Raw genomic sequence first — 21,783 nt, 5'->3', positions numbered from 1 at the left:
GATCCCTTTACGGTTACGCTGTCATTTCCTGGATGCAGGCGGGGAGATCATGTCGATAAAATGCCGCGCCGCCTGGGACAGATGGTGCTCCTTCAGCCAGATCAAAGCATACGCCGATGACAAGTCCGGGTCTGCGATGGTCGCAACCTGAACATCATGGCTGGCATGAAGCTTAACGATCGTCTCAGGGACGACCGCCGCCCCGAAGCCGCTCGACACCAAAGATAACAGCAGGGGAATATCCGAGCATTCGGCGATGATGCGGGGCTCGAAACGGTGCTTCGCACAGGCCATCAGGACGGTGTAGTGAACGCCGAGTCCTTCCGTGCTCGGAAGGATTAAGGGGTAGTTTCCGATCTGTTCAAGCGGGATCTCCGGAGCCAGAGGCTCAGGGACAAGCTGCTTGGATGCCATCAAATAAAAGGGTTCTGTATTCAAGTGAAGCACCGAGAATTCGTCCAGCGCCAGCGGAAGGCGGATGATCGCGAGCTCAAGCACCCTGCTCTTGACCATGCTGCACAGCTGCGCGGATTCGTTCTGCTGGATTTTGTAGGTGACCTGCGGATAGTTCTCCTTGAACCGCATCAGCGTGCCGGGGAGGTCCACCGACGACAGCGTGTTGATGCCGATGCGGAGCACCCCTTTAAAGCCGCTGCCGATCTCCTGAACCTCGGTCTTGGCTTCATCCATCAGCTGCAGCAGCTTCAGGGCGTAGCTGTACAGTGCCTTGCCCGCTTCGGTAAGTTCCAGATGCTTGCCGCTTCGTTCGACAAGAGCCGATCCGAGCTCGTCCTCCAGTGCTTTCAACTGCTGGCTCAGCGGAGGCTGCGACATGTGCAGCCTTCGGGCTGCGGCGGAGATCTGCTTTTCCTCTGCGATGATCGTAAAATACCTCAGCTGTCTGACATCCATGGACCATCCCTCCAGTCATTTCTGTTCAATGTATATATAAAACCTTTTCATTTCAAATATTATAAATATTTTTCATATATCATATCCCATGTTAGCATACGGAATATGAGGCAGGAAAGTCTGCGCTGCCATCGCAGGACTACCAAAGGAGGAAGGGCTTGATGGAACATTCATCATTATGGCTGACCCATGTCCGGCTGGAGACCGGCTGGCGCCGCGAAGGAGACGCCGTCAGCGGCACGGAAACCGCATTGTACCATATCCGCATTGCGGAGGGGAGCATCGCCGAGATCCGGCCGGCGAACGCGCTGCCGGAGGACGGTGTCCCCCAAACGGACATGGGCGGTGCGCTGATGCTTCCGGCGATGCGGGACATGCATATTCATTTGGACAAAACGTATTACAGCGGCCCATGGAAAGCACCGGGGCCGGCACCCCAAGGCATCTTCTCCCGGATCGAAGAGGAGGAGCAGCTGCTGCCCAAGCTGCTGCCGACGGCGCAGTACCGGGCGGAGCGGCTTATCGAGCTGCTGCTTGCGTCGGGGACGACGCATTTTCGTACCCACTGTAACATGGATCCGGTTGTCGGGCTGAACAATCTGGAAGCAACGCTGCGGGCGGCCGAGACCTATCAGGACCGCGCCACCTTTGAGATTGTGGCGTTTCCGCAGCACGGGCTGCTGCGCAGCCAGGCGGCCGGCCTGGTGCGGGAGGCGCTGCGCAGCGGGGCTTCCCTGGCAGGCGGCGTGGATCCGGCCACCGTGGACGGCGACATCGAAAAGTCGCTGAACACGATGATGGAGCTCGCCGTGGAGGCGGACGCCGGAGTCGACCTGCATCTGCACGATCCGGGCCACCTGGGCGTGTTTACGATCCAGCGTCTCGCGGATCTGACCGAGCAGGCCGGATGGCAGGGCAGAGTCACGGTCAGCCACGCCCTGGCGCTGGCGGACATTCCGCCGGAGGAGGCGGCTGCGGTAGCCGCCCGGATGGCGGACCTTGGCATCTCGGTCACGTCGTCCGTACCGCTCGGGCGGACGATACCGATCCCGATGCTGGCGAAGCAGGGGGTTCGGGTGGAGCTGGGGCATGACAGCATCACCGATCACTGGTCCCCGTTCGGCAAAGGGGACAGCCTGGAGAAGGCCGGAACGCTTGCGGAGCGCTTCGGCTGGGGCAGTGAGGCGGCGCTTGGCGCCAGCCTCGGCTTTGTGACCGGTGGACGGACCCCGCTGGACGGGGAGGGACGCCGGGCGTGGCCGATGCCGGGGGACGAAGCGAGCGCCGTCTTTGTGGATGCAAGCTGCTCGGCGGAAGCCGTGGCACGGCGGGCAGCGCGGAAAGCTCTGCTGCATCGGGGCAAACCCGTTTTCGGCTTGGAATCGGTCTGAGGGCAATGCCTCTTTTGAATTTCTTATATGACATAGAATGAACTAAAGAAATAAATGTTAACTTTAGATCATTCTATATGATGGAAAGGATGTTGATATCGATGCAATCGGCTCTTTGGCTTACGAACGTCCGCCTGGAGAGCGGGCTCCAAACGGACAACGGCGTAGTGACCGGCACGGAAACGGAGCTGTGCCATCTCCTGATCCGGGACGGCCGGATCACGGATAAAATGGCCGCAAGTCAGGCGATTACGGACGATCTGCCGCGGCTGGATGCCAGGTCGTATCTGGCGCTTCCTTCTTTTATAGAGAAGCACTGCCACCTGGACAAAACGCTGCTCGGTTCCAAGTGGCGGCCGGTTACGCCGGCAAAGCATATTTTTGACCGGCTGGACGAGGAGAAGCGCCTGCATGCGGAGCATGCCGTTTCCATCGCCGAGCGCGCCTCCCTGTATCTGGAGACGGCGCTGCGTTCCGGCGTTACCCACGTCCGGACCCATGTCGACATTTACCCGGAGGCCGGTCTCAAGCAGATGGAGGAGGTGCAGAAGGCGCTGCAGGCGTTCGAAGGCAAGCTGACGTATGAAATCGTCGCTTTTCCGCAGCAGGGGCTCTTGCGCTCAAAGTCTGCCGAGCTGGTGCGGGAAGCGCTGCGCAGCGGGGCGTCGCTCGTCGGCGGGGTCGATCCGGCGACGGTCGATGGAGATGTGGAACAATCTCTGCGGATGATGGTGGAGCTCGCGGCCTCCGAAGGAGCGGGGATCGACCTGCATCTGCACGACCCGGATCATCTCGGGTTGTTTACGCTAAAGCGTCTGGCCAGCCTCACCCGGGAAGCCGGTCTGGCGGGCAAGGTCGCTGTCAGCCATGCGTTCTGCCTCGGGGACATTCCCGCCGGGCAGGCCGAAGCGGCCGCGGACATGCTGGCGGAAGCCGGGATCGGCATCATCACGAGCGTGCCGATGAACCGCAAGTTTCCGCCCGTGCGGCTGCTGCAGGGCAGGGGCGTATCCGTGTCGGTCGGCTGCGACAACGTCTTTGACGTATGGTCGCCGTTTGGCAACGGCGACATTCTCGAGCGCGCCGGCCGCCTGGCCGAAATTTCCGGCTGGGCGAACGAGCAGTCGCTCGCGCAGGGCCTGCAGTACATCACGGGCGGAGTTACGCCGCTTGATGCCGAAGGCCGCCAGGCATGGCCGCGGATCGGCGACGAGGCGAGCCTGGCGCTGGTGGACGCGTCGTGCTCGGCCGAAGCGGTCGCCCGCAAATCCGCCCGGGTCGCCACATTGTTCCGGGGGAGCGTCGTGGCCGGAGCGCTGGACTGAAACTCAATAGACAGCCGGTCTCTGCAGGTCGGGTGAAAAACATGAAAGAAGCCGTCAACCTCTGCGATGCAGGGGGCGGCGGTTTTTTGCGCTGTCGGTTTTGTGTCGGGGGCGGGTCTGCTGACAGGTAAGGTGTCATGATGATCTAAATTAGGTCTTGCAACGAAACGTAAGGTTTTCTATAATCAAGTCAGCAATAAATGGAACATTGTTTCATTGTGTGAAACTTGGCGTTGAGAAGGTTCAACAGGTTGCAGGTCTGTAGTTCGATGCGAGGCATGATCTATTGATGCTAAAGGAGCGTGAAGCATGATGAGCAGTGACAGCAAGGCAAGATTCTCAAACCGGGTGGAGAACTACGTCAGGTACCGCCCAAGTTATCCTGCCGAAGCGGTGGACTACCTTTATTCCGTGGTCGGGATGACGGCCGATTCGGTGATTGCCGATATCGGCGCGGGTACCGGCATTTTCTCCAAGCTGCTGCTGGAGCGGGGCAGCAAGGTTATCGCCGTGGAGCCTAACGCAGCCATGCGTGAAGCAGCGGAGCAAGAGCTTGGCGCGTCGCCGAATTACCGCTCGCACGCCAGCGCGGCGGAAGATACCGGGCTGCCTGAGAACGCGGTCGATTTTATCGTGTGCGCCCAATCGTTTCATTGGTTTGACCGTCCGGCCGCACAGGCGGAGTTTCACCGGATTCTGAAGCCCGGCGGCAAAGCCGTCCTGATCTGGAATTCCCGGCTCACGAGCGGTACGCCTTTTCTGGAGGGATACGAGCAGCTGCTGAAGCAGTACAGTACCGATTACGGACAGATGACCCACAAAAACATATCCGGTGCGCAGCTGCAGCCGTTTTTCCGGGACGGGGATATGCATACCGCCGTATTTGGCAACCGCCAGCGGTTTAATCTGGAGGAGCTGATTGGCAGGGCCATGTCGTCTTCTTATGTGCCGGCCGAGGGAGAGCCGAACCACGCGCAAATGAAGCAGGGACTGCAGGAGCTGTTTGAGCGGACCCAAGCGAACGGGAAGGTCAGCTTCGATTACGAGACGGAATTGTTCTGGGGTGAAGTGTAGGGGAAGAACGTTCGGGCACGGACAGCATAAAAGCCGCGGATGCCTTGGCTAATTGGCGCAAGGCTCCGCGGCTTTTTTTGCGTTATCCACTATCATTGCATTTAACCATATTCCAGTGTGGTTGATCCATTCCATGCTTGCAGTAACGACTCCTGCTGAATGCGAACGCGGGTCCGGCTTCTTCTGTAAACTTTGCTCGATCAGCAGGATGGCTTCACCTTCAAGGATGCTTGCGGATAATCGAATCATCCTCTTCCATGAAGGGCCACGCCGGATATTCGATCGGCAGCCTGCTCGCCTCATCCAGACGGGCCAGCTCGTCATCCGTCAGCACGATGCCGCTGGCTTCGAGATTGTCCTGCAGCTGATCCGGGCGCTTGGCCCCGACGATCACGCTGGTCACCGCCGGCTGGTTCAGCACCCAGGCGAGCGCGATGCGGGCTACGGTAGATTCGCGTTTTTTCGCAATATCCTCCAGCACGTCGATGATGGAATACGCTTTGTCCACATCTACCGGCGGAAAAGCAAATTTGGTGTGCCGGTCATCCGTATTTCCGGTGCGCGTGCGGGTGTATTTTCCCGACAGGAAGCCGCCGGCAAGCGGGCTCCATACGAGCAGACCCATGTTCTGATCCTTCAGGACGGGAATGATCTCCCTTTCGATGTCACGGCCAGCAAGTGAATAATACGACTGGCTGCTTTTGAAGGCGTGAAGACCGAGTTCCCTGGATATGCCCCGGGCTTTCATCAGCTCCCAGCCGGTCATATTGGAAGAGCCGATGTAGCGGACCTTGCCGCTGCGGATCAGGTCGTCCAGCGCCCGCAGCGTTTCCTCCCAATCCGTCAGCTGGTCCGGGTTGTGAATTTGATACAGGTCGATATAATCCGTGCCGAGCCGTTTCAGGCTTTCATCGACCTGGCGAATGATATGCAGTCTGGACAAGCCGAGGTCGTTCGGACCGCTGCCCGTACGCCCCCTTACTTTGGTGGCGATGATGACATCCTGCCGCTTCGTCCCAAGCGCTTTGCCGAGAATTTCCTCTGAGCGGCCGCCGGCGTAAATGTTGGAGGTATCGAAAAAGTTGACCCCCGCGTCGAGCGCCTGCCCGACAAGCCTTGCAGCGTCCTGTTCTCCCAGCCCGCCGAAGACGCCCCACTGGCCGCCGCCGCCAAACGTCATGGCTCCCAGCCCGATCTCCGATACCAGCACGCCTGTATTTCCCAACAAATTGTATTTCATCTTTTATCCCTCCAGATTTTGTTTTAAGAGATTAGAAATGATAAACCTCTGAGGCCAAACATCCTGATCTCGCAAGAAAAACTTCCGCTAAACGCGGTCTGTCTTCTGAGAATGTACGTCGGTAGATGTTTTTGTTATATTGATGGAGACGGGGGAGTCCGATCAAAGACGCAAAATGGCGGAAATTTTTTTGGAAAATATAAACGAAGTGCAGGATAGATATCAAAAAAGCCGGGAAATCGGGGAGGAGCTACTGGAATGCAGGAAAGGCCAACGCAGGAAAAGGTGCAGGAGCCGAAAAAGGAAAACGAAGCCGGGAATTCCGTGATGACGGCCGACTCGGCTGCATGCACGAATGAGGCAGCATGGAACGCCTCCGGCTGCAGTCCGGCGATCACACCGGAAAAGCTGTGGGATCAATACCATGAACCTATTGCTGGTTTTGTCGCGCGCCGGACGAACCGCCATCCCGATGCCGAAGACATCGTTCAGACGGTATTCATGAAGGCTTACCGGCACCTGCCGGAGCTTCAGGATCCGGATCGGCTCCGGGCCTGGCTGTATCAGATTGCCCGGAATGCGGTGGCGGATCATTTCCGCAAGGAGAGACGGCTGGATGAGCTGCCGGAGCAGCTGCCAAGTGTGGCGGAAGAGGAAGACGACGATTTCTCACAGGAAGCGATCTGCGGGATGAAAGGCGTCATCCCATATCTGCCGGATAAGTACCGGGAGGCGGTCGAGCTCTCCGAACTGAAGGGGATGTCGCAGAAGGAACTGAGCCAGCGGCTCGGCATTTCTTATTCGGGCGCCAAATCCAGAGTCCAGCGGGGCCGGGAAATGGTGCGGGATTTGATGAACAGCTGCTGCACGATCCGGACCGACAAGTATGGCAGCATCATAGATTACCGCGTGAATTTGCCCAAACCGGTGGTCTACGGGCGGGTTAGCAAAAAACCGTCGCGGCGAAACGCGGGATCCCGGGCGGAGCAATGATGAAACTAAGGAACGACCATCGAGACTTGGGGCTGGTCCAATATCGAGGTCGTTTCTTTCATCGATGGCAGGGTTTCATAAATGATCATGTAACGGCTTGAATAGCAGCCATTTGTGCCGCCAGGCCGTTTACGCAAACCGGCGCCAGGTATACCGGCACACAGTTTTTTAACAGGGAAATAAAACCTCGCCTTGCCATAAAAATAGCACCGTGCTACAATACTGACTGAACGTTCGGTATATATATGTATTGGAGTGAGCGTCATGAACCAGAAGCAGCTGCAAAGCGAACAGACCAAGAGAAAGATTGCAGAAGCCGCCCGCGCGCTGTTTGTTCAAAAGGGTTATAAAGCGACTTCGATCGAAGAAATCGTGGCCGCGACCGGGAGCAGCAAAGGCAACATCTATTACCATTTCAAAAGCAAGGAAGGCTTGTTTCTTCATCTGCTCGAAGAATGGGACCGCGAATGGGAACTGAACTGGGAGCAAAACGAGCACTTGTATAAGACCACTACCGAGAAGCTGTATGCCGTGGCGGAACAGTTGGCGGCTGACGACTTGAATCATCCGCTCACGAAGGCAGCCGATGAATTTTTTCATAATGAAGAAAAGACATCCGAAGTGGAATCCCGCATGGCCGAGATGAAGGTCAAGCATTTGGCGTTTAATCAGAACCTGCTGCAGGAAGGAATCGACCGGGGCGAATTCATGCCAGGCGATGCCGAGCGCCTCGCTGTCGTGCTGGAGGCGATCTTTTTCGGCGCCAATCAGCTGTCGCGCAGATTGAACCCTGAGAAGACGACCCTGCTGTACCGGGATGCCGTCACTGTCTTTTTGAACGGAGTGGCGACGGATAAGCAAGCAAAAGAACGATAGCGGAGAATGGTCTTCGTTATCTCACGCCATAATACATAACGAACGTTCAGTATACATGCTGAAATTGCTTACGGAGGCTTTTTTATGTCGCTGCTGATTAGAAACAGGGGAGCCATTCTGCTCCTCATGCTGAACAACTTTATTATTTTTACGGGCATCGGACTTATCATTCCAATTATGCCGAGTTATATGAATCTGCTGCACATCAACGGTAGTGTGCTGGGCCTGCTGGTCGCGGCCTTTTCCATTACGCAGCTCGTCTTTTCGCCCATCGCCGGAAGGCTGTCGGACTCTATCGGCCGCAAAAAGGTTATCCTGGCCGGACTGCTGCTGTTCGCCGTGTCGGAGTGGATGTTCGGCGCATCCAGCACGCTGCCTTTTCTGTTCCTGGCGAGAATGCTGGGCGGGGTGAGTGCGGCTCTGGTTATGCCGGCCGTCATGGCTTATACCGCTGACGTTACAAGCGAGGAAGAACGCGGGAAAGGGATGGGCTTCATCAACGCCGCCATCACCACCGGTTTTATCATCGGTCCCGGCATCGGCGGTTATCTTGCCGAATACGGCATTCGGGTTCCTTTCTACGCTGCCGCGGTCGGCGGGTTGCTGGCTATGGCGGTTACCGCTATTTTCTTGAGAGAGGTGCCGAAGGCCGCGCAGACCAGCGACGGACCGGATGCCAAGATGGCACCAGCCGGATTGCTGCGCCAGCTGGCAGGTGCCTACCGGGCGCCTTATTTTATCAGTCTGATCGTCGTATTTGTCGCTTCGTTCGGACTCGCCAATTTCGAGACGGTGTTTGGCCTGTTTGTCGATCATAAATTCGGCTTTACGCCTAAGGATATCGCTTTTATCATTACGTTCGGCTCGATCTGCGGGGCGGTTGTGCAAGTGACCATCTTTGGCTGGATCATTAACCGGTTCGGAGAGAAAAGAGTCATCACGCTCAGCATTTTCGTGTCGATCCTCTTTATTATTTTTACGCTGCTTGTGCATACCTTCTGGCTTATGGTCGCCGTGACCTTCGTTCTGTTTCTCGCGATGGATATTTTGCGCCCGGCCATCGGGACGCAAATGTCCAAGTTTGCCAATGAGGAGCAGGGCTATGTGGCGGGACTGAACTCGGCGTTTACGAGCCTGGGCAACATCATCGGCCCGATCATTGCGGGGGCGCTGTTTGATATGAATGTGAATTATCCGTACGTTCTCGCCAGCATCGTGCTGGTGTTCGGATTTCTGCTATCCTTCAAGTCCCGGGAAACGCAGTATGAGCTGGATTCCAGATCGGTCCGTTAATTCAGAAATAAGTTAGATGTTATATAAAATAAATACCGGGATATTACAAAGAAAAATCCTCCGAGCCCTACGGGGCCCGGAGGATTTTTTGCGTCTATTAGCGGAAGCGGAATGAAGCCGAAAGCCATTCCAGGAAGACCATCATCGCATCAGCTTGTCGGGGCAAGGTTGCGCAGCAGCGGGTGCAGTCCGGGCAGCGCTTCACACTGCCGGATCGCTTCCGCCGCGAGACCGGCGATTTCCCGGGCACCCCGATCCGAGAAGTGCGTGTCGTCGGCGATCCCATCGGGATAATTGGGATGGGACCCGGCGGGCAGATGCATAAACAGATGCTTCGACTCCTCCTGGCCCATCCGGAGGTACAGCTGCTGGGAAGCCGCGAACAGGTCGAGCAGCGGCGCACCGGCTTCCCGCGCGGTTTCGCGCATCGCCTCGGGGTAGGGGCCAAGAGCGTCGGGATCCGGCCGTCCCTCCGCCGTAAAACGGCGGCGGCTGACGGAAGTCAGCAGCACGGGAGTTGTGCCGCGGGAGCGGGCCGATTCGATAAACCGCTTCAGGTTGGCGCGGTATTCCCCGCCCGGAGCAGGATCTGCAAAGCGCGAAGGATCTTCCTGCTTCTGGTCGTTGTGTCCGAACTGGATGAACACGTAGTCGCCGGGCTGAAGGTCGTTCTCCACGGCGGCCCAGCGGCCCTCGGCGATAAAAGAGCGGGTGCTACGCCCGTTGATCGCCCGGTTGTCTACCCGGATCGCCGGATCCAGGTGCTGCTGCAGGTATTCGCCCCAGCCGGTCATGGGCTTCTCGATGGCGCCCTTTAGGGCGGCTGTAGAATCGCCGACGATATACAGCGTCAGGGTCATATAACGGAGTCCTCCCTTTCTTTTACCAGAGAACAAAAAGTATCTGGCGGCATGGCTTTCGGTGTTATCGCTCAGCATCGACCCACGCGAATGCTTAGGAGCGCAGCGCCTCGGGAATGCCGAGTTCCTTGAAGCCGAAATACCGCTCCGCGTTGCCGTAGGCGATATCTTCGACCATTTGTCCGAGCAGCGCTTCATCGTCAGGCGCTTCCCCGCGCTCGGCCCACTCGCCGATCAGCTCGCACAGCACGCGGCGGAAGTATTCGTGCCGGGTATAGGAAAGGAAGCTGCGGGAGTCGGTCAGCATGCCGACGAAGTTGGCCAGCAGGCTGTTGTCGGCAAGCAGGGTGAGCTGATGACGCATGCCGCTGCGCGTGTCGTTGTACCACCATCCGGAACCGAGCTGGAATTTGCCGGCCGTATCCTTTTGATAACAGCCCATCAGGGTCAGCAGGACGGGATAGTCGTTCGGGTTAAGCGAGTACAGAATCGTCTTCGGCAGGCCCTGGCCGCATTCGGCACGGTCGAGCAGTCGGGACAGCGGGCCGGCCAGCGGCAGGTCGTTCAGGGCGTCATACCCGGTGTCAGGCCCCAGACGCTTGAACATCGGCGTATTGTTGTTGCGGAAGGCATGGATATGCAGCTGCATCGTCCAGTTTTTGCTGTGGTACAGTCCGATCAGCGCGCTCAGCAGCTCCGTCCGGTAAACGGTGATTTCCTCCAGGGAGAGCGTTTCGCCGGCCGTTCTTTTTGCAAAAATGCGCTCCAGCTCTTCCGCGCTGCCCTCCTGATAGCGCAGCACGTCGATCGCATGGTCCGAGAGGCGGCAGTCCTGTTCATGGAAAAAGTCGATCCGCTGCTTCAGGGCGTCCAGCAGCTCGGCATATGTCGTGACCTGCTGGCCTGCGGCTTGGGCAAGGCGCTCCAGCCAATCGGTAAAACCGGGAGCGTCGATGTTCAGCGCTTTATCGGGACGGAAGGCCGGGAATACGCGGAAGCCGATGTCTTCTTTTTTCAGCAGCTGGTGGTATTCCAGCGAATCGGCGGGATCATCGGTCGTGCAGACGACCTTGACGCCTGAGTTCCTGATGATGTTCCGCCGCCGGAAATCGTCCGTCGCCAGCTTGGCGTTCACCTGCTCCCAAATCCGCGGGGCGGATTCCTCGTTCAGGAGCTCGGTGATGCCGAAGAAGCGGCGCAGCTCAAGATGCGTCCAGCTGTACAGCGGATTGCCAACCGTTTTCGGAACGGTCCGGGCCCAAGCCAGAAACTTGTCGTAGTCGGAGGCGTCGCCGGTAATATGCGATTCCGGAATGCCGTTCGCCCGCATTAACCGCCATTTGTAATGGTCGCCGGCGAGCCAGGCTTCGGTCAGGTTGCGGAAGTTCTGGTTGTCATAGATCTCCTTGGGATCGAGGTGGCAGTGATAGTCGATGATCGGCATGTCTTTGGCATGCTGATGAAACAGCTTGCGGGCGGTATCGGTCGTCAGCAGAAAATCGTCGTTCAAGAACATGGTCCACAGCTCCTTTGGATAAAATCGAAATGGATTTAAGAGTCCAGTGACATTACAGGGTAACCCCGGTTTTAAAAATGGCCAGCTCCCGTACGTCGTTTTGTTCGTTTCGCGTTTGTTGGCCGCTGGCTACCTGGATTAGGTAGGCGATGAATTCCTCCAGCACTTCCTGCATCGGACGATCGAGCAGCGATCCGGCGTTAAAATCCATCCAGTGCTTTTTCTTGTTGTAGAGGTCGTGGTTGGTCGCGATTTTGACGGTGGGGACGAAGCTGCCGAACGGCGTGCCCCGTCCGGTCGTGAATAGCACGAGCTGACAGTCCGCGGCGGCGAGTGCGGAAGAGGCGACAAGATCGTTGCCCGGCGCCTGCAGCAGGCTGAGTCCCTTCTTGCGCAGCTTCTCGCCGTACTGCAGCACGTCGACGACCGGGGCAGTGCCGGCCTTTTGCGTACAGCCGAGCGATTTGTCCTCCAGCGTGCTGATGCCGCCGGCCTTATTCCCCGGGGACGGATTCTCGTACACCGGTTCCCCATACGACATGAAATACTGCTTAAAATCGTTGATCAGCGAGGTGATGCTTTCAAAGACCTCGCGGCTTTCGGCGCGGGCCATCAGCATGCGCTCGGCGCCGAACATCTCCGGCACCTCGGTCAGAATCGTGGATCCGCCCTGCGAGATGAGAAAATCGGAGAAGGCGCCGAGCAGCGGGTTGGCCGTAATGCCGGAGAATCCGTCGGAGCCGCCGCATTTGAGGCCGACGTTCAGCTCGCTGAGCGGGATCGGCTCGCGCTTGTCGAGGCTTGCGGCTTCATACAGCTCTTCGAGGAGGGCCATGCCGGCTTCGACCTCGTCGCCGACCTCCTGGGCCACGAGGAATTTGACGCGGGACTCGTCGTAGTCTCCAAGCAGTTCACGGAACTCAGTGACAATGTTGTTCTCGCAACCGAGGCCGAATACGAGCACGCCGCCGGCATTAGGATGATGGACCGCGTCCATCAGGATGCTGCGGGTCTGGCGATGGTCGTCGCCCAGCTGCGAGCAGCCATACGGGTGTTTCAGAATCGTGACGTTGTCAAAGGGACCGAGGTCCGGGTGGACGGCTTTGAATTCCTGCAGGATCAGCTCGGCCACGCCGTTCACACAGCCGACGGTCGGAACGATGTACAGGTCGTTACGGATCCCTGCCTTGCCATTGGCCCGCCGGTATCCTTCAAAGGTGAGGCCCCGGTTCGGGTAGGAAATCGGGTGAAGATCCGGCTGGTATTCGTATTCCTCCTCACCGTCCAGGTTGGTCCGGAGGTTATGCGTATGCACCCAATCGCCCGGAGCGATCGCGGAAACCGCGTGGCCGATCGGATACCCGTATTTGATCACCATGTCACCCGGGGTAATCGCCGTCAGGGCGATTTTGTGGCCCTGCGGAATTTCCTGGGCGGCTTCGAGCTTCACGCCGTCCACTTCCAGCGGTTCTCCGGCTTGAATCGGCCGGAGGGCGACGGCGACGCTGTCCCGCGGGTTCAGTTTCATCAATGATTTCATGTCAATCCTCCTCAGGTCAGTTGATGGAGCGAGGCCCGGACGCCTTCGCGTTCCAGCAGGCCGATATGCTCCCCAAGCAGCGCTTCAAGACCCGGAACCGCGGTTAAATCCATGCCCCACAGCCGTTCTTCCTTTAGGATGCCGGTAACAAACGTATCCGGTTCGATCCAGTTCCGATCGAATGCCTCCAGCACTTCCGGCACATCGCGGCGGGCGACCCGGTCGCCGCGGTAGGTCAGGAGAAGCGCGGCGAAGGAGAGAACAAGCAGGCGGGGAAGCTTCCCCTGGGCCTGCTGGTAACGGATCAGCACCGGCAGCAGGCGCGCCGTGAATTTCGAAATGCTGTTCAGCGAAATCGATGCCAGCTCATGCCGGATCAGCGGGTTGTTGAACCGCTCGCGGATAGCCGCCGCGTATTCGAGCAGCTCGGCCCGCGGCAGCTTCAGCACCGGCAGGATTTCGTCTTCCATCAGCTCCTGGACGAAGCGGCCCAAATCGCTGTCCTTCATCACGTCCTCGACCGTTTCAAGCCCGGCCAGGAGGCCCAGGGGCACCATGGCCGTATGCGGGCCGTTGAGAAGGTGAACCTTGCGCTCGCGGTAAGGCGACAGGTCATCCGTGACGATGACGTTCAGACCGGCTTCGGCAAGCGGAAGCTTCTCCCGCAGCCACGCCGGCCCTTCGATCACCCACAGATGATAAGGCTCGGCGCTGACCATGAACGGGTCTTCATAACCGAGTTTCTGCTCCAGATCGTCCGCCTGATCCCGCGGGTAACCCGGAACGATGCGGTCTACCAGGCAGGAGCAGAACGTATTGGCTTCCGTGACCCAGTCGGCAAACGCATCGCCAAGCTTCCAGTCGGCGGCATGCTGCAGCACGAAGCGGCGCAGCTTCTCGCCGCTGTCCTCGATCAGCTCGCAGGGGAGGATGATAAAGCCGGGTTTGCCGAGCTGAAACCGTCTGTAGAGCAGCTCCGTCAATTTGGCGGGAAAGCTGGAATGCGGACCGTCCTCCCGGCGCAGGCCGGCCTCATAAACAATGCCGGCTTCAGTCGTGTTGGAGGTGATGAACTCGAGTTGGTCCTGTTCGGCCAGTTTCAAGTAGGCTTCATAATCCGTATAGGGATTGATGACCCGGCTGACGGTGGCAATGACCTCGCTCGAGTTGACCAGCTGCCCTTGAAGCCGCCCTTTAAGCAGCACGGTGTATAAGCCGTCCTGCTCCATGAGCGCAGTGCTCTTGCCGTGTGCGGTCGGCTGCACGACGACGGCGCTTCCGTTAAATAACCCCTTCAGATTCATCTGCTGCATCTGCCAGTTGACGAAAGCCCGCATAAAGTTGCCGCCGCCAAACTGGATCATGCGCTCGGGCAAGGCGGGCAGGTCCGGAAACTGGCTGCGGGATAGACGTGTTGTCATACGTATTTCAAGCCTCCTCTAGAGATAATGAACATGATGCACACGTTAACATTTTGCTGCAAAAAAATCATGTTTGAAATATCGGCCTCGAAAAATCAAGCGTATCACAGCTGCCCCTCATTCTTGACAGCCGCAACGCTTTGCCGCACGATCAGCTCCGTTTGGACAAACAGCTGTTCCGGTGCCGAGTCCGGCTGTTCAAGCCGTTCGATCAGCTTCGTGGTGCCGAACTTACTGATATCGGCAATCGGTTTGCGGATCGTTGTCAGCGGCGGGTACGTATACTGCGAGAACAAAATATCGTCGAACCCGATCAGCGACAGCTGTCCGGGAAGGGTGATGCCGCGCGCGTAGCAGGCGTTCAGCGCGCCGATGGCCATATCGTCGTTCGAGCAGAAGACCAGGGTCGGCGGATCGGACAAGGAGAGCAGCGACATCATGGCGTTATAGCCGCTTTCGACCCCGTAGTCCCCGGCGGTAAAATAGTCCGGAATCAGCGGGAGGCGGTGGGCGATCAGACTGTCCATGAATCCCTGCTTCCGCTCTGTTGTCGATTTGAAGCCGGCCCTGCCTTCGATGATGGCGATCTTCCGGTGACCGAGGCCGATGCCGTAATCCAGCGCTTCCCGAACGCCTTCGCGGTCATTGGCGACCACGTTCAGAATGCCGGGATCATCCAGCTGGCGGTTCAGCACGACGAAGGGGATGCCGGTCTGCTTCAGGTGATAAATGAAAGCATTGTCCGCTTCACTCTGGCTCATGACGAGCACGCCGTCGAAACGCCTTGGCGTAATGGCATCATAGTGCCGGATGCTGTCGATCCCGTGGACCGTAAGGCTGTAGTTCTCGTCGAGCACCTGATGAATGCCCTTGATGGCGTCCACGAGAAAGCTGGCCGAAGTTCCCTGATCGATGCTGGAGAAGAACAGGCCGATCGTGTAGGACTTCTTCATAACCAGGCTCTTGGCGCTGTAATTGGGAATGTAATTGAGTTCGGCGGCGATGCGTTCGATGCGGTCGCGGGTTTCCTTCTTGATGAGCGGATTGCCGTTCAGCGCCCTGGAAACGGTGGTATGCGAGACCCCTGCGACGCGGGCGATGTCTTTAATCGTAATCATATGACCTCGTGACATGAAATATTTGTTAACGGTTTCAGTTTAAGTTCAGACAGGGATCAAGTCAATATGAATCCGAAAAAATGCACACGTGAATCATATTGTCAACCCAATCATGAAAACGCTATAATTGGAAACAAGAACGGGCTAAAGGAGCATCACAATGAAAAAAGGCCGCATGTTTTATAAGACGTTTATTCCTATTCTGGTCCTCGGGATCGGACTCGTCGTCAGTTTTGGCAGCTATATTTATATCAATACGACCCACTCGGTGATCGACCGGGTGGCGGGCAGCAAGCAGAGCTTTATTACCCAGACCAAAAATTCGCTTGAGCAGAAAATCCAGACGATCGAATACGCCTTTAATACATACAGCACGACGAGCTCGTTTGATGCCGTCGTGAAAAGGCCGATCACGGAACAGGACTTCGAAGAATACCGGAACGTCAATACGCAGCTGAACTATATCGCCACGATGGGTCTGGAAGGGACCGAGTATTCGCTCATCAGCCTCGTACAGAATTGGCAGATTACGAGCGGGAAGCTGTCTTATCTGACGGATGCCGACCGGCGTAAATTGTACGAAGCCTACATCGATAACAAAGACAAAGGTCTGTTCTGGATCAAAACGGATGACGGCATCCGTTTCGTGAACACGCTGCCGGTCTTTTCCAAGCAAAAGCAGGCGATCGCCCTGTCGGATATTTCCCGGTCCACGCTCGACCGGATTCTCAAGACCGAGGACAATGCGCCGGTCATCATTTTAAACAAACAGGGAGAGCTGATGTACGAAACCGATCCTGACAAGCAGCTGCTGTCCGCTGACCAGCTTGGACGCATCGTTCAGTCGGCCGGGGAAGATCACCGCGCCGGCAGGCTGAAGGTGACCGCAACCGGGCGTCAGTCGGCCGAAGCGATCTATGCGAAATCCAGCTACAACAATTGGATCTATGTGACGCTGCTGGACCAGAAGGAAATTTCCGGCGCGCTCAAGACGACCAAATACGGGATCATGCTGATGGTGGCCGTCATTACGCTGCTGATCATCGTGGTGGCTTATGGCATCTCCGTTTATTTCACGAAGCCGATCCGCCAAATTCAGCGCAGCCTGCCGCGCAGCTCCCATTTGCCATATAAGAACGAAATCGAAGGCATCCTTCATTCCATCGACACGATCGTCACCGAGAAGGAAAACCTGGAGAGCATGATGGAAGCCGAGCTGCCCCAGCTGGAAACGCAGCTGATCCTGAATCTGTTCCGGAACCGGGTGTCCCCGGAGGAGCTGGAGCGGATGCTGCCGCGGTTCGGGTATCCGGAACTTACGCAGCCGTCGTTCGTCGCGATGCTGATCCAGATGGACAGTTACGGCGGCCGGGAGGCGTCGGACCGGGATATGCTGCTGCTCGCCATCAACAAAATGGTCGAGGAAGTCGTGCCGAAGGAAGGGCGCATGCTGCCGGTTATTTTAAACGACAACACGCAGGCGACCATCCTGACGTTTACGGACCAGGAGGAACAGGAGATTCGCAGGCAGGTGCTCTCCTATTCAAAAACGATTATGATGACGGCGCGCGATTATTTGAACTGCTCCGTCAGCTTCGGGATCAGTAAGACGTACCGGCATCTGTGGGAGAGCAAGGAGGCTTGCGAAATGAGCAAGCAGGCGCTCCGGCATCGGCTTAATCTGGGCAAAGAATCGATCATCTTCTATGAAGACATCGAGACGGTCGTCTCGGGACCGGTGCTTCTGCATTATCCGACGGAGCTGGAAACCCAGCTGTTCGACGCGATCCGGCTGGGCGACGAGGAGCAGGTCCCCCGGGCGCTGTATCCGCTGCTGGCCGAGATGATGAAGAAGAACAAAAACTCGATGAATTTTGAAGTAGCCCTGGTGCGTTTCGTCAACAACTTGATCCAGCTGGAGCAGCTGCTCGGCGTGGAGGTGCTTCTGACGCAGGACAATCACGCGCTGTACCACCGCCTGCTCGATATCCGCAACCCGGAAGAGATCGAGCGGATCCTCGTGGAAGAAGTCATCTCGCCGATGGTGCGCAGCATGAAGGAGAAGACCAACCGGCAGTTCCGCTCCCTCGCCGAGAAGATCGCCACGATCGTCCGCACGGAGTACGACCAGGAATTGTCCCTGGAGTGGATCAGCGACCGGCTTCATTATAATCCGAACTATTTAAGCAGCATTTTTAAAAAGGAGTTTGGCATGACGTTCAGCGAATACCTGATGAATTACCGGCTGGAGATGGCCAAGAAATGGCTGATTGAAACGGACATGACGATCAAGGAAATCGCCGAGCGGCTCCAGTATCACAATCCGCAAAACTTCATCCGGTCTTTCCGCAAAAAGGAACTCGTGACGCCGGGGAATTACCGCAAAGTCAAACAGGCTCAATAAACAAAACACAAGTCTTGCAATTCCGTCCGGGCTGCTCTGTAAGCGGAATGCAAGACTTTGCTGTTCGTTACCCTTTGACCGAGCCGAGCAGCGCCCCTTTGACAAAATGCTTCTGCACGAACGGATACGCGATCAGCATCGGTACGGTTGCGATGACGATCACCGCCATTTTGATGGTTTGCGCCGGCGGAACGACGTCCACGGACGTCCCTTCGGCCTGCATGCCGCTGGAGACGATGACGATCTGGCGGAGCAGCACCTGGATCGGCCACTTGGTCGAATCCGTCATGTACAGGATCGCATTCATATAGGTGTTCCAGTAAGCTACCGCATAGAACAGCGAGATGGTGGCGATGGATGGCAGGGCGAGCGGCAGCATGATTTTGAAGAAAACGCCGAAATCGTTGCATCCGTCAATTTTGGCCGATTCCTCCAGCGCGTCCGGAAGCGCCTGGAAAAAGTTTCTCATAATAATGAGGTTAAACGCGTTAATGGCGACCGGCAGAATGAGCGACCAGTAGGAGTCGATCAGACCGAGGCTTTTCACAACCAGGAAGGTCGGGATCATGCCGCCGCTGAACAGCATGGAGAATACGACGATGAAGTTGACGAAGCCCCGGCCGTAGAGATATCTCCGGGACAGGCCATAGGCCATGAGCGCCGTCAGGAACATGCTGACGATCGTCCCTACTACGGTGATCCCGATCGATACCCCCAGCCCTTTAAAAATCGTAGGCGTCGATAAAATGTACTTATAAGCATCGAGGGAGAACGTCGTCGGGAACAGAATGAATTTTTTGGCTACGACTTCCTGGGTGGAAGCGAAGGAGCTCGCAATCACGTTTACAAAAGGCAGCAGGCAAATGAGGGCAATCAAAATGAGCAGGAGGCTGTTTACGACGGTAAACAGGCGGCTGCCGAAAGACTCTTTTCTACGCAAAGCTGTGGATGGTGTCATACGCGGGTATCCTCCTTGTAATCGTTTACAGTTCGACTGTACCAAGCGTACCGGGTTACGTATATAATCAGCTCCTGAGGTGTTGTCCGGTAAGGGATGAGCGGGGAATCCGCGGCTGTCCGCCGGATAATCATCAGCTTCAATCCGTAATCATCAGCTGAGATGCGGAAGGCGAAAATGGCGCCGTTATGCGGTTTGTCAGGTGGTGTCAATGAAATGATTATGTACGGAATACCCAAATCGGCCTAAGCTGGAGTCGTAACAGGAAACGCTTACAAGGAGGTCGACCTGGTGAAGGACTCGAACACGGCCGTCATGAACATGAATGTCAAACCGGCCAGGAAGGTACGGACGGACACCGCGCTGGACCGTATCAAACGTCACAAGCTGCTGTACCTGATGATTTTGCCCGGCGTGCTGTATTTCATCATCTTTAAGTATCTGCCGATGGGCGGTCTCGTCATTGCCTTTCAGGATTACCAGCCTTTCAAGGGGATCACGGGCAGCCCTTGGGTCGGAATGAAGCACTTTGTCCGCTTGTTTACAGAACCGACATTCTTCATGCTTCTGCGCAACACGCTGATTCTGTTTGCACTCAACATCGTGATCTTTTTTCCGCTTCCCATTATATTGGCGCTGATGCTGAATGAGGTCAGGCACCGGCTGTTCAAAAACTGGGTACAGACCATCATCTACATCCCGCACTTCATGTCCTGGGTCATCATCGTCTCCATTACTTACGTATTTCTCACCGTGGACGGAGGCGTGCTGAACGAGCTGATCGCCAAACTGGGCGGGCACAAAATCAGCTTCCTAACCGCTCCCGAGTGGCTGCGTACCGTGTACATCGGGCAGATCATCTGGAAGGAGCTCGGCTGGTCCACCATTATTTATCTGTCGGCAATCACGGTGGTGGACACTCAGCTGTACGAAGCAGCCGAAATGGACGGAGCCGGACGGTTCCGCAAAACGTGGCACGTGACGCTGCCGGCGATTCGCCCGGTCATCATCACCCTGCTCATCCTCAAGATCGGCAGCACGCTTGATCTGGGATTCGAGCATATGTATCTGCTGCTCAATTCGCTGAACCGCGAGGTGGCCGAAATTTTCGACACCTACATCTATACGGCGGGACTGAAGAACGGACAGCTGAGCTTTAGTACAACGGTGGGCTTGTTCAAAGGCTTGGTAGGACTTGTGCTGGTCATGGCTTCCAACAGGCTGGCGAAGAAGTTCGGCGAGGACGGCGTCTACTAATCAGGCACGGCGTTGTGGGATCCATCCACGGATGTGAAATCAACCAAAGGATAATAGAAAAGGGGAAATGGCACATGAAACCAATGGTAAGCAAGATGGCTGCGTTTACGCTGGTCTGCGGGCTGCTGCTCTCGGCCTGCGGCGGGGGAGGCGGCAAGGGGGAGACGGCCCAGGGCTCGGGAGGCAGCGCTGCGGCAGGTGACGAAAAAACGTCGATTACATGGCTGAACATTTTGCACACGGCGTCACCGCCGACCGATACGGTGCTGAACAAGATTGAGGAGAAGACCGGAGCGGATATCAAGTTCTCATGGATCCCGGATGCTTCCAAGGAAGAACGCATCAATACGTCCCTGGCGTCCGATTCTCTGGCGGATATCGTCACACTCACCATTCTCGACAATTCCTCCGTGCGCAACGCCCTGAAATCCGGCATGTTCTGGGAAGTCGAATCGTACCTGGACGAGTTCCCGAACCTGGCGAAAATTTCGCAGGATACGCGGAGATCGGCTTCGATCGACGGCAAGCTGTACGGCGTGCCATTCCAGAAGGATCTCGCCCGCAACGGCGTCGTTATCCGCAAGGACTGGCTGGATAAGCTCGGTCTGTCCGTGCCGAAGACGACCGATGAGCTGATGAACGTCGCCAAGGCGTTCACGGAGCAGGACCCGGACGGCAACGGGCAAAAGGATACGACGGGCTTCATGGACCGGAGCGATCTGATCTACGGCGCCTTCAAGACGCTTGGATCTTACTTCGGCACGCCGAATAACTGGCAGGTGACGGATGACGGGAAAATGATCCCCGAATTCGAAACCGAGGGGTACGTCAAAACGATGGATTACATGAAGGCATTGTACGAAAAGGGATATATCAATCAAGATTTTGCGGTGACCGCCAAGACCGACCAGCAGCAAAAATTCGCCCAAGGCAAAGCCGGAATTTACGTCGGTGCCCTGTTTGACGGGAAAAACCTGTTGAATATGGCCAAGGGCGTTCAGGATAACATGCAGCTCGCCTTGGTCAACAACATTACATCAACAGGCAACGAAAGCGACCGCGCGATTTGGGCGGCGAACAACGGAATCGGCGGACTGCTGTCCTTCCCGAAATCCGAAGTGAAGGATGAGGCCGAGCTCAAGCGCGTTCTGAAATTCGTCAATGATCTGATGGACGACGATGTGTACGCCCTCATGACTTACGGAATCAAAGGCGTCCATTATACCGTGGATGCGAATGACGCGGTCACGATTACCAACACCGATTTGTGGCAGCAGGAAGTCCAGCCGTTTGCTTCTTCCCGTCCAAGCGAAACGGGCTACAAAATCCATGACGCCGATCCGCTGAAGGCCGAGGCCGACAAGCTGATCAAGGAAAACGCCAATTACGGGGTGCTGAACCCGGCATATTCCCTGGAATCTGAAACGTACACGACACAGGGCTCCGAGCTGCAAAAAATCATCACCGATGCGACTTACAAGTACCTTCTCGGCAAAATCAATCTGGACGAATTCAAAGCTGAGGTAGAGAACTGGAAGAAGTCCGGCGGCAGCAAAATTATCGAGGAATACGAGGCGGCCTACAAGGCTACGCAGCAAAAATAAC

At 56.7% G+C, this 21,783-nt stretch carries 17 protein-coding genes; 9 read left to right on the top strand and 8 right to left on the bottom strand.

The genetic code is table 11. The features are described 5' to 3' along the window. Window positions 1–21 precede the first annotated feature (21 nt). Window positions 22–912 carry a LysR family transcriptional regulator gene (locus FHS19_RS18085; RefSeq protein ID WP_183583262.1) on the bottom strand — a complete coding sequence of 297 codons (891 nt, stop codon included), beginning with the start codon at window positions 910–912 and terminating at the stop codon, window positions 22–24. A gap of 161 nt (window positions 913–1,073) precedes the next feature. Between FHS19_RS18085 and FHS19_RS18080 the strand changes: the two genes are divergently transcribed. The 3 genes from FHS19_RS18080 to FHS19_RS18070 all read left to right on the top strand — a co-directional run bounded on the left by FHS19_RS18080 (window position 1,074) and on the right by FHS19_RS18070 (window position 4,702). Beyond that, a complete protein-coding gene (locus FHS19_RS18080; protein ID WP_183583261.1) occupies window positions 1,074–2,303 on the top strand; it encodes an amidohydrolase in 1,230 nt (409 codons plus the stop codon). Between the two features lie 101 nt (window positions 2,304–2,404). Beyond that, entirely contained in the window at window positions 2,405–3,628 is a 1,224-nt protein-coding gene (locus FHS19_RS18075; protein WP_183583260.1) for an amidohydrolase, read from the top strand. A 309-nt stretch (window positions 3,629–3,937) separates the two neighbouring features. After that, on the top strand, window positions 3,938–4,702 hold the full coding sequence (locus FHS19_RS18070) for a class I SAM-dependent methyltransferase (RefSeq protein ID WP_183583259.1): 765 nt from the start codon (window positions 3,938–3,940) through the stop codon (window positions 4,700–4,702). 220 nt (window positions 4,703–4,922) lie between these two features. Here the strand turns inward: FHS19_RS18070 and FHS19_RS18065 are convergent, their stop codons facing one another. Beyond that, the gene (locus tag FHS19_RS18065; protein ID WP_183583258.1) at window positions 4,923–5,942 is read right to left on the bottom strand and encodes an aldo/keto reductase; all 1,020 of its coding nucleotides are present in this window, start codon (window positions 5,940–5,942) and stop codon (window positions 4,923–4,925) included. A gap of 258 nt (window positions 5,943–6,200) precedes the next feature. Here FHS19_RS18065 and sigZ point away from each other — a divergent pair, with 258 nt between their 5' ends. The 3 genes from sigZ (at window position 6,201) to FHS19_RS18050 (ending at window position 9,104) form a co-directional block, all read left to right on the top strand. Continuing rightward, on the top strand, window positions 6,201–6,935 hold the full coding sequence (gene sigZ, locus FHS19_RS18060; protein ID WP_183583257.1) for an RNA polymerase sigma factor SigZ: 735 nt from the start codon (window positions 6,201–6,203) through the stop codon (window positions 6,933–6,935). 264 nt (window positions 6,936–7,199) lie between these two features. After that, entirely contained in the window at window positions 7,200–7,811 is a 612-nt protein-coding gene (locus tag FHS19_RS18055) for a TetR/AcrR family transcriptional regulator (protein WP_183583256.1), read from the top strand. 84 nt (window positions 7,812–7,895) lie between these two features. After that, entirely contained in the window at window positions 7,896–9,104 is a 1,209-nt protein-coding gene (locus tag FHS19_RS18050; RefSeq protein WP_183583255.1) for an MFS transporter, read from the top strand. Window positions 9,105–9,253: 149 nt separating this feature from the next. On the opposite strand, the gene FHS19_RS18045 is transcribed toward FHS19_RS18050, so the two are convergent. The 5 genes from FHS19_RS18045 to FHS19_RS18025 form a co-directional block, all read right to left on the bottom strand. Then, complete coding sequence (locus tag FHS19_RS18045; protein ID WP_183583254.1) at window positions 9,254–9,964, bottom strand: rhamnogalacturonan acetylesterase; 711 nt, start codon at window positions 9,962–9,964, stop codon at window positions 9,254–9,256. Window positions 9,965–10,058: 94 nt separating this feature from the next. After that, window positions 10,059–11,480 (bottom strand): glucuronate isomerase, encoded by a 1,422-nt coding sequence (uxaC, locus tag FHS19_RS18040; RefSeq protein WP_183583253.1) that lies wholly within the window; start codon window positions 11,478–11,480, stop codon window positions 10,059–10,061. 52 nt (window positions 11,481–11,532) lie between these two features. Continuing rightward, window positions 11,533–13,020 (bottom strand): UxaA family hydrolase, encoded by a 1,488-nt coding sequence (locus FHS19_RS18035; protein WP_183583252.1) that lies wholly within the window; start codon window positions 13,018–13,020, stop codon window positions 11,533–11,535. Between the two features lie 11 nt (window positions 13,021–13,031). Next, window positions 13,032–14,441, bottom strand: a complete 1,410-nt coding sequence (locus tag FHS19_RS18030) for a tagaturonate reductase (protein WP_183583251.1) — start codon at window positions 14,439–14,441, stop codon at window positions 13,032–13,034. 104 nt (window positions 14,442–14,545) lie between these two features. Further along, window positions 14,546–15,559 (bottom strand): LacI family DNA-binding transcriptional regulator, encoded by a 1,014-nt coding sequence (locus FHS19_RS18025; protein ID WP_183583250.1) that lies wholly within the window; start codon window positions 15,557–15,559, stop codon window positions 14,546–14,548. A 160-nt stretch (window positions 15,560–15,719) separates the two neighbouring features. Between FHS19_RS18025 and FHS19_RS18020 the strand changes: the two genes are divergently transcribed. Next, window positions 15,720–17,963, top strand: a complete 2,244-nt coding sequence (locus tag FHS19_RS18020) for a helix-turn-helix domain-containing protein (RefSeq protein WP_183583249.1) — start codon at window positions 15,720–15,722, stop codon at window positions 17,961–17,963. A 67-nt stretch (window positions 17,964–18,030) separates the two neighbouring features. On the opposite strand, the gene FHS19_RS18015 is transcribed toward FHS19_RS18020, so the two are convergent. Further along, window positions 18,031–18,921, bottom strand: coding sequence for a carbohydrate ABC transporter permease (locus tag FHS19_RS18015; protein ID WP_281382542.1), 891 nt, complete (start codon window positions 18,919–18,921; stop codon window positions 18,031–18,033). A gap of 291 nt (window positions 18,922–19,212) precedes the next feature. Between FHS19_RS18015 and FHS19_RS18010 the strand changes: the two genes are divergently transcribed. Together FHS19_RS18010 and FHS19_RS18005 are read left to right on the top strand one after the other, a co-directional pair. Further along, window positions 19,213–20,178 (top strand): ABC transporter permease, encoded by a 966-nt coding sequence (locus FHS19_RS18010; RefSeq protein ID WP_376771920.1) that lies wholly within the window; start codon window positions 19,213–19,215, stop codon window positions 20,176–20,178. 74 nt (window positions 20,179–20,252) lie between these two features. After that, a complete protein-coding gene (locus tag FHS19_RS18005) occupies window positions 20,253–21,782 on the top strand; it encodes an extracellular solute-binding protein (protein ID WP_183583248.1) in 1,530 nt (509 codons plus the stop codon). Window position 21,783 lies beyond the last annotated feature (1 nt).

It is taken from the genome of Paenibacillus rhizosphaerae (genome assembly GCF_014192015.1).
GTDB classification, from domain to species: Bacteria; Bacillota; Bacilli; order Paenibacillales; family Paenibacillaceae; genus Paenibacillus_AQ; species Paenibacillus_AQ rhizosphaerae.
This window is presented reverse-complemented; position numbering and strand designations above follow the sequence as displayed.